This window comes from Devosia faecipullorum, assembly GCF_015158295.1.
Taxonomy (GTDB): Bacteria; Pseudomonadota; Alphaproteobacteria; order Rhizobiales; family Devosiaceae; genus Devosia; species Devosia faecipullorum.
On sequence record NZ_JACDXV010000001.1, the window covers coordinates 292,768 to 305,291 of the forward strand.

The 12,524-nt window shown below is 62.6% G+C and carries 10 protein-coding genes and 1 pseudogene; 3 read left to right on the plus strand and 8 right to left on the minus strand.

Annotated elements, in window-relative coordinates:
• The first annotated feature begins 85 nt into the window (after positions 1 to 85).
• Together trmFO and H0482_RS01410 are read left to right on the plus strand one after the other, a co-directional pair.
• Positions 86 to 1,468 carry a methylenetetrahydrofolate--tRNA-(uracil(54)-C(5))-methyltransferase (FADH(2)-oxidizing) TrmFO gene (gene trmFO / locus H0482_RS01405; protein ID WP_193728243.1) on the plus strand — a complete coding sequence of 461 codons (1,383 nt, stop codon included), beginning with the start codon at positions 86 to 88 and terminating at the stop codon, positions 1,466 to 1,468.
• Positions 1,465 to 1,908, plus strand: a complete 444-nt coding sequence (locus H0482_RS01410) for a YiiD C-terminal domain-containing protein (protein ID WP_193728244.1) — start codon at positions 1,465 to 1,467, stop codon at positions 1,906 to 1,908. Before trmFO ends, H0482_RS01410 begins: the two co-directional genes overlap by 4 nt.
• 492 nt (positions 1,909 to 2,400) lie before the next feature.
• On the opposite strand, the pseudogene H0482_RS01415 reads toward H0482_RS01410, so the two are convergent.
• The 4 genes and pseudogenes from H0482_RS01415 to yajC form a co-directional block, all read right to left on the minus strand.
• Positions 2,401 to 3,102, minus strand: a pseudogene (locus tag H0482_RS01415) (phytoene/squalene synthase family protein); the annotation flags it as partial.
• Positions 3,102 to 3,506: an Mth938-like domain-containing protein gene (locus H0482_RS01420; RefSeq protein ID WP_193728246.1), complete on the minus strand. Its 405-nt coding sequence runs from the start codon at positions 3,504 to 3,506 to the stop codon at positions 3,102 to 3,104. The pseudogene H0482_RS01415 and the gene H0482_RS01420, both read right to left, overlap by 1 nt.
• A 161-nt stretch (positions 3,507 to 3,667) precedes the next feature.
• Complete coding sequence (gene secD / locus H0482_RS01425; protein ID WP_193728247.1) at positions 3,668 to 6,229, minus strand: protein translocase subunit SecD; 2,562 nt, start codon at positions 6,227 to 6,229, stop codon at positions 3,668 to 3,670.
• Positions 6,230 to 6,292: 63 nt separating this feature from the next.
• The gene (gene yajC, locus H0482_RS01430) at positions 6,293 to 6,640 is read right to left on the minus strand and encodes a preprotein translocase subunit YajC (protein WP_193728248.1); all 348 of its coding nucleotides are present in this window, start codon (positions 6,638 to 6,640) and stop codon (positions 6,293 to 6,295) included.
• Between the two features lie 203 nt (positions 6,641 to 6,843).
• On the opposite strand from yajC, the gene H0482_RS01435 reads away from it, so the two are divergent.
• Complete coding sequence (locus H0482_RS01435; protein ID WP_193728249.1) at positions 6,844 to 7,707, plus strand: ATP-binding protein; 864 nt, start codon at positions 6,844 to 6,846, stop codon at positions 7,705 to 7,707.
• Between the two features lie 205 nt (positions 7,708 to 7,912).
• Here H0482_RS01435 and H0482_RS01440 read toward each other — a convergent pair whose 3' ends face one another.
• From H0482_RS01440 to tatC, 4 genes are all read right to left on the minus strand, one after another.
• Positions 7,913 to 9,199, minus strand: a complete 1,287-nt coding sequence (locus H0482_RS01440; protein ID WP_193728250.1) for a peptidoglycan DD-metalloendopeptidase family protein — start codon at positions 9,197 to 9,199, stop codon at positions 7,913 to 7,915.
• Positions 9,200 to 9,502: 303 nt separating this feature from the next.
• A complete protein-coding gene (surE, locus tag H0482_RS01445) occupies positions 9,503 to 10,276 on the minus strand; it encodes a 5'/3'-nucleotidase SurE (RefSeq protein ID WP_193728251.1) in 774 nt (257 codons plus the stop codon).
• A gap of 1 nt (position 10,277) precedes the next feature.
• Positions 10,278 to 11,606 carry a serine--tRNA ligase gene (gene serS, locus H0482_RS01450; protein WP_193728252.1) on the minus strand — a complete coding sequence of 443 codons (1,329 nt, stop codon included), beginning with the start codon at positions 11,604 to 11,606 and terminating at the stop codon, positions 10,278 to 10,280.
• A 99-nt stretch (positions 11,607 to 11,705) separates the two neighbouring features.
• On the minus strand, positions 11,706 to 12,524 hold the full coding sequence (gene tatC / locus H0482_RS01455) for a twin-arginine translocase subunit TatC (RefSeq protein WP_193728253.1): 819 nt from the start codon (positions 12,522 to 12,524) through the stop codon (positions 11,706 to 11,708).

Consider the following 12,524-nt stretch of genomic DNA (forward strand, 5'->3'; position numbering starts at 1 on the left):
AGCCCCCATTCGCTAACAGACTGCCAGCATCTGGCGCGGGCCAAGGGTGATTGCGCGCGCCGCCGCCGCTTGGTATCTCGCTGCCATGTCAAACCAAGTCATTCACATCATCGGGGGCGGCCTGGCCGGCTCCGAAGCCGCGTGGCAGGCCGCTGAGGCCGGCGCCAAGGTCATCCTGCACGAAATGCGGGGCGTCAAAGGCACGGACGCCCATCACACCGACGATTTCGCCGAGCTGGTCTGCTCCAATTCTTTCCGCTCGGACGATTTCGAGCAGAACGCCGTGGGATTGCTGCATGAGGAAATGCGGCGCTGCAATTCGCTGATCATGCGCGCGGCCGACCAGCACAAGCTGCCCGCAGGCGGTGCGCTGGCGGTGGACCGGAACGGTTTTTCGGCGGCGGTGACGGCAGCGATCTCAAGCCACCCCAATATCACCATCATGCGCGAGGAAATCGCGGGCTGGGCCCCGTCGGACTGGCAGCATGTGATCATTGCCACCGGCCCCCTCACCTCCCCGGCGCTTGCGCAGGCGGTGCTGGACAAAACCGGCGAGGATTCTCTGGCCTTTTTCGACGCCATCGCACCGATCATCCACTACGACAGCATCGATCACGAGATTGCCTGGAAGCAATCGCGCTACGACAAGGCCGGCCCGGGTGGCAGCGGCGCGGATTACCTCAATCTGCCGATGGATCGCGACCAGTATTACGCCTTCGTGGAAGCGCTCAAGACCGCGCCGCTGCACGAATTCAAGGATTGGGAAAAAGTCCCCTATTTCGACGGCTGCCTGCCTATCGAAGTCATGGCCGAGCGCGGGCCGGAAACCCTGCGCCATGGCCCGATGAAGCCGGTCGGCCTGACCAATCCGCGCAACCCGACCGTCAAGCCCTATGCCATCGTGCAACTCCGCCAGGACAATGCGCTCGGCAGCTTGTGGAACATGGTCGGTTTCCAGACCAAGATGCGCTACGGCATCCAGGCGGAAATCTTCCGCATGATCCCGGGGCTGGAAAATGCACAATTTGCCCGGCTGGGCGGATTGCATCGAAACACCTTTATCAACTCCCCCAAGGTGCTGGCGTCCGACCTTAAACTGAAGGTTGATCCACGCATCCGCTTTGCCGGCCAGGTGACGGGCGTCGAAGGCTATGTCGAGAGCGCCGCGTGCGGACTGATCACCGGAAGACTGACCGCCGCCGAGGCGCTGGGCTCCTCGCTCGACATGCCACCGGCGACGACGGCGCTAGGCGCGCTTATCGGCCATATCACCGGCGGCCATCTGGAAGCGGAGAGTTATAGCGGCGCGCGCAGCTTCCAGCCCATGAACATCAATTTCGGGCTGTTCCCGGAAGTGGAGATCACCAGGCCCGAGGGCGTCAAGCGCTGGCGCGGGGCCGAAAAGACCATTGCCAAGCGCCGGGCGATTACCAGCAGAGCGCTCGAAGACCTCAGGGCCTGGGCATGAACCCGGCGGCATTGACGACTTTCCTGCACGACAATATCCCGCTTTCGCGGGCCATGGACGTGTCGGTTCTGAGCGCCGATGCCGAAGGCGTGGTGCTGACCGCCCCGCTCGATCCCAATATCAATGTGCACGGCACCATGTTCGGCGGCAGCGTTTCGACGCTGGGCCTGCTGGCGGCATGGTCGGTGCTGCACCTGCGGCTGGAAGCCGAGCACATCGCCAATCAATTGGTGATCCACAAAAGCGCGGTGGACTATCTCCTGCCGATCCGGGGCGCGGCAAAGGCCATTGCCAGACTGGACGACAATGGTTGGGAGAATTTCCGCACCACCCTCGACCGCCGGGGCAAGGCTCGGCTCAGCGTGGTCGCAGAATTGCTGTCCGAGGGTCAGGTCGCGGCGCGGCTGACCGGCGAGTTCGTGGCGTTATTGGAGCGGTAGGCGCAGATTTTGGAAGCCATCCAGCAGGCCGGACCGATTCCAACCTTCCAAACTCGCCCCCTCCCCAACGTCACCACCCGGTTTATCCGGGTGGTCCAGCCACCGGATCGACAAACTGGAGTGCCCAGACAAGCCGGGCAATGACGATGGAATGGAGGGAGCGCCTTCAAGAGGCTCAAGTGCAGGGCTAAGCGCTCTGGAAGCGCCTGCTCACTCTCCCCTTCCCGCCTCCCCGGCCAAGGTGAGGGGCCGGGCCGGTGATCGTGGGGAGATAATGTCTCAAACTCAATCTCGCACCTCCCCGGAGAAGTTTGGGAGGGGATGCAGCGCGCCTGATCTGTAGCGCGGCGTCTATCGGTTCCGCCACGCCCAGCCGGTCAATCGGACGATCTTGCGCCAGTCCGGCTCGTCTTTCGGCGGCAGAAAGGGACTGGCGCCGCTGCGTTTCCAGTCCGCAAGCTGCTTTTCCAGCAAGGCCATGGCGGCGTAAGCCGGGCGCAGACCGGCAGGCAGGCCAGCGATGGCGCTGCGGGCCTTTTGCAGATGGTTCTCGGCCAGTTCGGCGACCTGAGCGAGTGCCGCGTGCAGGCCCTCACTGTCCTGACCCCGGAAAATCTCGGTTTCGCGAACCCCATTGGCCTCAAGAATGGTCCAGGGCAGCATGATGCGACCCTGCGCGGCGGTAAAGCCGAAGGCGCGCAGATGGCCCAGCATGGCCTGCGCCACCCCGAGATGCCCGGCAGCATCCCCCTGCTCAACCACTTGCCCGCCATTGAGTATCATCGCTGCAAGCTGGAACAGGGTGGAACTGGTTTCCCCGGCATAGCCCTCGAAACTTTCGAGATCGGGCATGGGATCGTCATAAAGGTCGAAGCGGCGCGCTCCGATGAGGCGTTGCAATGTGCCAGCAGGAATAGAGTAACGCGCGATTGTTTCCAGCAAGGCGTCGGCCAACGGGTTCTGCCGCACTTCGCCATGCCCGCCCCCGGTCAGCGCATCATTCCACCATTGCAGGCGGATTTCGCCGGGCTGCGGACCGGACACACGTTCGCGAATGGCGGCGATGTCGGCATTGAAGGCGAGGATCGCCGTGACATGCGGGCGGGATTCCGCCGAAAGCACGAGGGTGGCCAGATAACGGTCGCGGTCATGTTCGCGCAGGAATTGAGCGGCGAAATCGTGGCTGGATGACATCAGCGGGCCTTTTCCACGGCAATCAGCGCGGCGGCCACGGCGCGGTCTTCGGCGAGAAGCACATTATAGGTGCGGATAGCACCGCCGGTCTGGGTCGGCTCGATGATCACGCGCTGCTCGCGTAAGGCCACGCGGATCGCCGGGTCAATGGCAACGATGTCGGGCCCAAGACCGATAAGCAGCACATCGATCCGGTCGGCCAGTTCGATCACCGGTTGCAGGCTGGCCAGGGTCAATTCCGCCGCCGAATTGATGGACCATGCCTGCATGCCCGAAGGCAGGCAGAGCAGCGAACCGCGATGCGACATCTCGGCGAAGCGAAAGCCGCCATTGCCATAGGCGTCGATGCCCACCTGATGCGGGAAATGGCGGAAGGGCTTGGATTGGTCAGGATCGACCTGCATTTGGCTTCACCTCGTAAGCACGCTCTCACCGCTCGTCACCCTCGGGCTCGACCCGAGGGTTCTGTGTTAGCGACTGCTCCTGCATGAGCTCTCGGGTCAGGCCCGAGAGTGACGAACAGCGGGGCGGCCAGCAAGCCACCTCAACAGGACGGCATAACGCCTTACACCGCAGCCCCATCGGGCGAACGCTTCTTCTTGTCCGCATCGGCCTTGTCGTCGTCATCGGTTTTCTGCTTGAGGCCGAAATTGATGAGGATGGGGCCGTTGATGATGACCGAAGAATACATGCCCACCAGGGAACCGAAGGTCATGGCGATGGTGAAGCTGCGCAGCGCCTCGCCGCCAAAGAATACCAGCGGGAGCAGCGCCAGAAGCAGGGTGAACTGCGTCAAGGACGTGCGCACGATGGTCTGGTTGATCGACAGGTCGATCAGTTCCGGCAGCGGCATAGTGCGGTATTTTCGCAGGTTCTCGCGGATACGGTCGGAAATCACCACCGTTTCGTTGAGCGAGATACCCACGAGCGTCAGCACCGCTGCAATGGAGCTGAGATTGAACTCCATGCCCGTCAGCGAGAACAGGCCGATGGTCATGATCAAGTCATGCGACGTGGTCGTCACGGCTGCCATGGCGAATTGCCACTCGAAGCGGAACCAGATGTAGATGAGAATACAGATCAGCGCGACGACGACAGCAATCGTGCCGGTCCAGGCCAATTCGCCCGAGACCGTGCCCGACACGGCTTCGACGCGGCGGACTTCATAATTTTCAGTCGCCAGCGCTTCCTGAACCTGTTGCACCGCAGCCTGGTCGGCCGACTGGCCACCCTCCTGCGCCTGAACTCGGACGAGAACATCCTGCGGCGTGCCGAAGCCCTGCACCTGGATTTCACCGAGGTCGAGGCCGCTCAGCGCCTCACGCACCTGTCCGACATCGGCCGGACCGCCGACATGCTGGATTTCAATCGCCGTGCCGCCGACAAAGTCGATGCCCAGATTGAAGCCCTTGGTGAAGGCCGAACCGATGGAGACCAGGGTCATGATGACGGAGAGCACGATAACCGTGCGCGAAATCTTCATGAACGGAATTTTGGTGCCGTCGGGAATGAAGCGGAAATGCTGGATTTTCAGCTTCTTGGGACGAACGCGCTTGTACCAGAGGTTCACCTGATAGGAGGTAACCGTATAGGAGGTGAAGAGCGAGGTCAGAATGCCGAGGCCCAGGGTCACGGCAAAGCCCTGAATGGGGCCCGAGCCCATGAAATACAGCACCACGGCCGCCACGAGCTGGGTCAGGTGGGAGTCGATGATGGTGCCCCAGGCGCGCTCGAAACCGGCATTGATCGCCTGTAGCGGCGATTTCCCGGACGCCTGCTCCTCACGCATTCGCTCGTAGATCAGCACGTTGGCGTCCACGGCCATGCCGATGGTCAGAACGATACCGGCAATACCCGGCAGGGTCAGCGTCGCCCCCAGCGTCGAGAGCGCGGCAAAGATCAGGATAATGTTGAGGATCAGCGAGACATTGGCGAACACGCCCCACACGCCATAGGCCATGACCATGAAGACGAGAACCAGCACGGAGGCGATGACGCCGGCGGTGAAACCGGCCTGAATGGAATCGGCGCCAAGGCTGGCATCGACCGTCCGCTCCTCGATGACGTCGAGGCTGGCCGGCAGCGCGCCGGCGCGCAGCAGCACGGCGAGGTCATTGGCCGTCGCCGTGGTGAAGGAACCGCTGATCTGGCCCGAGCCGCCGGTGATGGGCTGCTGGATGACCGGGGCGGTGATGACGGTATTGTCCAAGACGATGGCGAAGCGCTGGTTGACATTGCGCGAGGTCAATTCGCCGAAAGTGATGGCGCCACGCGTGTCGAACTTGAAGCTGACGACCGGAATATTGCGCTGCGAATCATAGGCCGGCTGGGCATCGACCAGCGATTCACCGCCAATGGCGACGTCTTCGTAGAGCAGTTCGCGTCCGCCATCCTGGCTGGGCAGGATCATAGTGCCGACCGGCAGGCCCTGAACGTCGGCCTGCTCGGCAGTCATGCCGGGATAGACCAGGTGGAAGGTGAGGCGCGCGGTCTGGGAAATGATATTCTTGAGGCGCTCGCTATCGCCGAAGCCCGGCACCTGCACCATGACGCGGGTATCGCCCTGGCGCTGGATGGTGGGCTCGGTGGTGCCCAATTCGTCGATACGGCTGCGAATGACTTCCATCGACTGCGCCACGAGCGAACTCATGCGCTGATTGATGCCCTCGGGTGTCAGCGTGATGGTCAGGCGCCCGTCGGCGGTTTCGCCGAAGCTGAGTTCCTCGACGCCGGCGCCGGAAAACATGAAGTCGCTGAGCGTGTTCTGGAGGCCGCGAATGGCGGTTTCCGCCTGCGCCTTCTGGCTCGGATCAGTCAGCTCGATGGAAATGGTATTGCGGGCCACATCGGTGGTGATGATGTTGCCGATGCCGTTCTGGGTCGCCAGTGTGTTGCGCGCATCGCGGCGGATGTCGCTGAGGCGCTGCGTTACGATGCCTTCGCGGTTGACCTCGAGCAGCAGGTGCGAACCGCCCTGCAGGTCAAGGCCGAGAACCAGACCCGGCTGCGGCAGCCAGCCCGGCAACGCTTCCTGAACGGATTTGGGCAGGAAATTGGGCGCTGCAAGCAGGATACCCGCGATCGCGACAAACAGGATGACGAAGACGCGGAACGGCGACTGATTCATAAAAGACGTCCTGAAAAGGCAGAAAAGCCGGGGCGTTGCGCCCCGGCCAGCTTGGCAACCCGCTTAGGCGGGCTTGTTGTCGTTGACCGGCTCGGACTTGGAGCGGACATCCGCCACCATGCCGCGCACCAGCTTGACCTTGACGCCCTGGGCGATCTCGACTTCGAGATCCTCGCCCTCGACAGCCTTGGTCACCTTGCCGATAATGCCGCCGGTGGTCACCACGGTGTCGCCGCGGCGAATGGCCGACAGCATGGCCTGCTGGGCCTTGAGGCGCTTCTGCTGCGGACGGAAAATCAGCAGCCAGAAGATCAGGACCAGCAGGGCGATCGGCATGAGCTGAACCAAAATGTCAGTCATGCCGCCAGTTGCCCCAAGCGCATCCTGTGCATAGGCGGGCGTTACAAACATCAAGCGATCTCCTAAGTATTTTTCTTGTCGTTTCTGGTGGAAGGGGACGCCGCCGCACCTGACACCTCAGGCAGTGGACGCTAATGGGCTTGTCCGCACTTGCGCCCCGGCCAAAATCGCGCGGACTATACATTTGGGTATTCGTGATTGCAAAGCCAATCCGGGTGCGGCAATCGCGACTGAAAATGTGAAGGACTAGACAGTTGAAGACCAAGGACCATCTGGGCAGAATTGCCGACGCACTCGAAACGATCGCGGCGGCGCTGAACCCGGAGGCACAGGCCCGCGCCTTCGTGCTCGGCCCGGAAAATGCCTATCACTGGCAGGGCGACAGAGGCGCGCTCCTCGCCGTGCCCAAGGTGAGCCGGGTGCCGCTCGCCATGCTGAAGGGCATCGACCATGTCCGCGACCTGCTGCTGGCCAATAGCGAGCAATTCGCGCGCGGCCACGGCGCCAACAATGCCCTGCTCTGGGGTGCGCGGGGCATGGGCAAGTCCTCGCTGGTCAAGGCCATCCATGCCGATATCGAATCGCGCAGCGGCTTCGAGCGGCTGGTGCTGGTGGAAATCGCCCGCGAAGACCTCGAAACCCTGCCCCTGCTGATGCGCGCCATTGCCGATCAGGATGCCCGCTTCATTGTTTTCTGCGACGATCTGAGCTTCGACTCCGGCGAAACCAGCTACAAATCGCTCAAGACCATCCTCGATGGCGGGCTGGAAGGCCGGCCGGACAATGTGCTGTTCTACGCCACATCCAATCGCCGCCATCTCATGCCGCGCGACATGATCGAGAACGAGCGCGCCACCGCGATCAATCCCGGCGAGGCCGTGGAAGAAAAGGTGTCGCTGTCCGACCGCTTCGGGCTGTGGCTGGGCTTCCACAATTCCGACCAGGACACCTATCTGGCCATGGTCGCCGGCTATGCCGAATTTTATGGCCTCACCATCGATGCCGAAAATTTGCGGGCAAGGGCCATCGAATGGGCGGCGACGCGCGGCGCCCGCTCCGGCCGTGTTGCGATCCAATTGGTTCGGACCCTGGCCGGCGAGGAAGGCAAGACGGTTTAGAGGATCGCTCCGGAATTCGGAGCGCTTCGCGCCCCCGGATAAACTTGTCCCGGCAATCCAGCTTGCGGAGGCATGGACCACCGGGACAAGTGTAAAGCCCGATGGTGACGCTAGCATAACAGTCCTTGGCTTGAGGACTGCGCAATCATGAAAAAAGGCCGGAGCACCACGCCCGGCCTTTTTTCGATTCTGGAGGTCGGCAGACTTAGCCGGCGAGCAGCGGGACCGGATCGACCGGGGTTGCACCCTTGCGCAGTTCGAAATGCAGTTGCGGGCGGGAGACGGAGCCGGTCTGGCCGACAGTTCCGATGGCCTGGCCGCGGCTGACCACGGCGCCCTTGGCCACGCTCATGTTCTTGAGGTGAGCATAGGCGGAAACGAAGCCATTGGGGTGACGGACCAGGATCAGATTGCCATAGCCTTCCACGCCGGAGCCGACATAGATGACCGTGCCGTTTTCGGCGGCCTTGACGCTGGACCCTTCCGGCACGTCGATATTGATGCCGGTGCCGCGCGAGGCGGCAAAATCGGTGATGACCCGTCCGGAAACCGGCCAGCCGAACTTGTCATTGCCCGATAGTGCCGGCTCGGCAGCGGGTGCGATGGACGCCTGCTGCTGCACGGCGACCGGCGCAGCAACGGGCTGGGCGACGGGCGCGGGCGTAGCAGTTACCGGAGCCGCAGCGACCGGGGTAGCGGCAGCGGGCGCGGCCAGATTGGTCGGACGCTCCGCCGGCAGAACCCCGCCGGTCGTGGTGGGCGCGATGCTCGCAATCTGGGTGGCGGGGGCGCCGGCATTGAGATCGCCGCGACCGGGAATGGTGATCTTCTGGCCGACAATGATCTTGTCGGGCGAGGACAGGCCATTGGCCAGAACGATGGCCTGCGCCGTGACGTCATAGCGACGAGCGATGGTGTGGAGCGATTCACCGGCGGCGATGGTGTGCGTATAGCCATTGGTGTTCGCGGCGGCCTGAACGGGCACGCTGGAATTCACCGGCAGCGCGGAGGATGCGGCGGGATTGACGCCCATGGCGATTGCCGGAGGTGTGGCCGGCATCGGGGCAAGAGTCTGCTGTGCGGGCATGGTCTGGGTGGCTCCCATTGAGGTCGATGAGTTCAGCGGCGGCAGGGCCTGGGTCTGTACGCCCGGCGCGACGACAGGTGCGTTATTCGCGAATGACGGCTGGGCAAAACCATTGCCGACCGGCGCGGGCGGCAGCGTATTGCCACCACCGCTCCAACCACCCCCAACAGGCGCGGGCGGCAGATATTGCGATGCGGCGACCTGCGTGGATTGCGGCGCACCAAGACTGGCGGGCATCGGCTGATTGAACGTGGGAGATGGAGCCTGCGCCACCGAGCCGGTCACGGTCGGGTCGCCAAAAGAGCGGCTACCCAGGCTGTTACAACCGGACAAGGCGACCGCAGCCGCGATCATTCCGGCAATGGCGACCGTTCTTCTCGGCCGCAGAGAGACGCGAATACTCATCGGCTTACTCTTACGCAGGTACTACTCAACAACTGAGTGTGAGACTAGGCCGGTAAGGTAAAGACGAGTTTAAAGCCGATGCGATTTGAGTGAATTCGTCTCGACGCGATTCAGGGATGGGTAGGGTTAACGCAGCGGCGCGGCACAGGAGTAAGTCATGCGCTCTCGGCAGCTACCGTGCCCAACGGGGATTCTACCGCCTATCGTCACCACCCGGTTTATCCGGGTGGTCCATGTTGCCGCCAAGATGGATTGCCGGGACAAGCCCGGCAATGACGATCGTTGTGACACTCAGCTTTAAGCCTACCGACCCTTGAGCCCGATGGTCGCGAGCCGCGCCAATGCGCCCCGGTGCGTCTGCTGCAATGCGAAAGGCGTGACGGTGATGGCATTACCGCGCCGCAGCACTTCGAAATCGGCCTCGGGATCGAGCGGCAGCGGCGTTTCGGGAATCGCCATGAAGAACTCGCCCGCATTGTCGCTGGGATAGTAGCGAATGGGCGAACGGGAGAAGCGCTGGTGGGCGACGGCGGAAAGGCCCGTCACTTTGCTGGTGCCGCAATAGGGGAAGTTGACGTTGTAAAAGACATCGTCCCCGTCATGGGCGCCAAGAATGGCATCCACCACTTCCGCGCCAAAACGGGCGGCATTGGCCCAGTCGGGGTCATGGGTGATCGCATAATCCATGGACTGGCTCATGGCGATGCCGATAGCGCCCTGCAAGACCCCTTCCCGCGCCCCCGCCGCGGTGCCGGAGCAATTGACGATGTCGCCCAGATTCTGTCCGGCATTGACCCCGGACAGAACGAGATCGGCGGGCTTGTCACCCAGAAGGTGGGTCATGGCGGCGACGACGCAATCGGCGGGAGAGCCGCCCTTGACCGAGAAACGGCGCGGGCCGTGCTCGACATAGGACAATTCGCGCCCGAAGCTGAAGCGGTGTCCCGCCCCGGACTGATTGCCGTCGGGAGCCACGATCCACACATCGTCCGAAAGCGCCGCGGCAATGTCGGCCATGATGGCCAGGCCCGGCGCATCCACGCCATCGTCATTGGTGAGCAGGATGCGCAGGCCCATATCAGCGGCCGCCGATGGAGGTAAGCCCGTTCATGTAAGGCTGGAGCGCCTCGGGAATCAGCACCGAGCCGTCTTCCTGCTGATAATTCTCCAGAACGGCGATCAGGCAGCGGCCGACCGCCGTGCCGGAGCCGTTGAGCGTGTGGACATAGCGCGGCGCCTGCTTTTCGCCGGCGGGGCGATAGCGCGCCTCCATGCGGCGGGCCTGAAAATCGCCGCAGACGGAAACCGAGGAAATCTCGCGATACGTGTCCTGCCCCGGCAGCCAGACTTCGATGTCATAGGTCTTGCGCGCACCAAAGCCCATATCACCGGTGCACAGGGTCATGACCCGGTAATGGAGGCCCAGCCTTTGCAACACCGTCTCGGCGGCGGCGAGCATGCGCTCATGCTCGGAAATGGCCTGTTCAGGCGTGGTGATGGACACCAGCTCGACCTTGTTGAACTGATGCTGGCGCAGCATGCCGCGCGTGTCGCGACCCGCCGAGCCGGCCTCCGAGCGGAAGCAGGAGGTGAGCGCGGCAAAGCGCAGCGGCAATTCTTCTTCCGCCAGGATGGATTCGCGCACCATATTGGTCAGCGGCACCTCTGCGGTGGGGATCAGCGCCAGACGGTTTTCGCCATGGGCGGTGAAGAAAAAATCGCCGTCGAACTTGGGCAATTGGCCGGTGCCGAACATGGCCTCGTCGCGCACCAGAACCGGGGGCTGCACTTCAAGATAGCCGAATTCGCTCGTGTGAAGATCCAGCATGAACTGGCCCAGCGCCCGTTCGAGCCGGGCGATCTGGCCCTTGAGAATCACGAAACGGCTGCCCGAAAGCTTGGCGGCGGTTTCGAAATCCATGTCCTTTTCGGCAACGCCGATGTCGAAATGCTCTTTCGGCGCGAAGGCGAAGACCGGCTTGGGCGGGCGCGCTTTGGCAGCGGTTTCCGGCGAGCCATTAGGCCCGAAATATTCGACATTGCCGGCCTCGTCGTCGCCGACCGGCACATCGTCATAGGCCATGTTGGGGATAGCGGACAGCGCGTCGCGCAGCTCTTTCTCTACGTCGCGTTCTTCGGCCTCGCCGGCGGGGATGATCTCCTTGAGCCGGGCGACTTCCGCCATCAGCTCGGCAGCCCGGGCATCGTCCTTCTGCGCCTTGGCCTGGCCGATCTGCTTGGAAAAGACATTGCGCTTTTCCTGTGCCTCGTTGAGGCGCGAAATGATCTGGCGGCGGCGCTCGTCGATACCGATGAGATCGGAGGCGCGGACGGACACGTTCTTGCGCTGCGACATGGCTTGGTCGAAGGCGTCAGGATTGTCTCTGATCCACTTGATATCGAACATCGTCGTTACGGGCCGCGCCCGCCTCTGGTTGAAAAAACTAAGCCGCCCTGCCCCAAGCCGGGCAAGGCGGCCGGGACAGGACGGAATGGATTGTCGCGATCAGGCGGAGGCCGCTTCTTCGGCCAGCTTCTTGGCGCGGCGGCGCTCCACCATCCTGACGGATTGTATGGCGAGTTCGTAGAGGCCGTACATGGGGATGGCAAGACCGATCTGCGAGATCGGATCGGGCGGCGTAATGAAGGCCGCCACGGCCAGAATTCCGACAATGGCGTAGCGACGACCCTTCTTGAGCTGCTCGACATTGATCAGGTCAATCTGCGCCAGGAGCGTCAACACGACGGGAAGCTGGAAACAGACGCCAAAGGCCAGGATCAGCGTCATGGCCAGGCCCAGATATTCGGACACCTTAGCCAAAAGCTTGATTTCTTCGGTCTGCATGCCGGCGAAAAAGCCGAGCGCCATGGGCAGGACCACGAAATAGACCATGCAGGCGCCCAGGAGGAAGAAGATCGGCGTGGCGATCAGGTAGGGCACCAGCGCCTTGCGCTCATGCTTGTAGAGGCCGGGCGCGACGAAGCGGTAAATCTGGGTGGCAAGATAGGGAAAGCCCAGAAAGATCGCGCCGAAAAACGCCAGGTTGAGCTGGGTGAAGAAGAATTCCTGTGGCGCGGTATAGATCAGCTCCATATCGCCCGGATTGGGATAGATAGAGCGAAAGGGATTGAGCAGGATGTCGAAAATCCGCCCGGCAAAGATGAAACAGATGATCATCAGCGCCACGATGGCGATGGCGCTGTGGATCAGGCGCTTGCGCAATTCGATGAGATGCTCGAGCAGCGGCGCTTCGCTGCCCGCAAGCTCGTCCTCGGGCTCCTGCGCCGTCTTGCTCTTGTCTTCGATCCGCTTGCTGTCGGCCAT

Coding starts and splice junctions, on each gene's coding strand:
- trmFO (WP_193728243.1), top strand. CDS start 86: ATGTCAAACCAAGTCATTCACATCATCGGGGGCGGCCTGGCCGGCTCC.
- H0482_RS01410 (WP_193728244.1), top strand. CDS start 1,465: ATGAACCCGGCGGCATTGACGACTTTCCTGCACGACAATATCCCGCTT.
- H0482_RS01420 (WP_193728246.1), bottom strand. CDS start 3,506: ATGCAGGTCGATCCTGACCAATCCAAGCCCTTCCGCCATTTCCCGCAT.
- secD (WP_193728247.1), bottom strand. CDS start 6,229: ATGAATCAGTCGCCGTTCCGCGTCTTCGTCATCCTGTTTGTCGCGATC.
- yajC (WP_193728248.1), bottom strand. CDS start 6,640: ATGTTTGTAACGCCCGCCTATGCACAGGATGCGCTTGGGGCAACTGGC.
- H0482_RS01440 (WP_193728250.1), bottom strand. CDS start 9,199: ATGAGTATTCGCGTCTCTCTGCGGCCGAGAAGAACGGTCGCCATTGCC.
- surE (WP_193728251.1), bottom strand. CDS start 10,276: ATGGGCCTGCGCATCCTGCTCACCAATGACGATGGCGTGGATGCGCCG.
- serS (WP_193728252.1), bottom strand. CDS start 11,606: ATGTTCGATATCAAGTGGATCAGAGACAATCCTGACGCCTTCGACCAA.
- tatC (WP_193728253.1), bottom strand. CDS start 12,524: ATGGCCGACAGCAAGCGGATCGAAGACAAGAGCAAGACGGCGCAGGAG.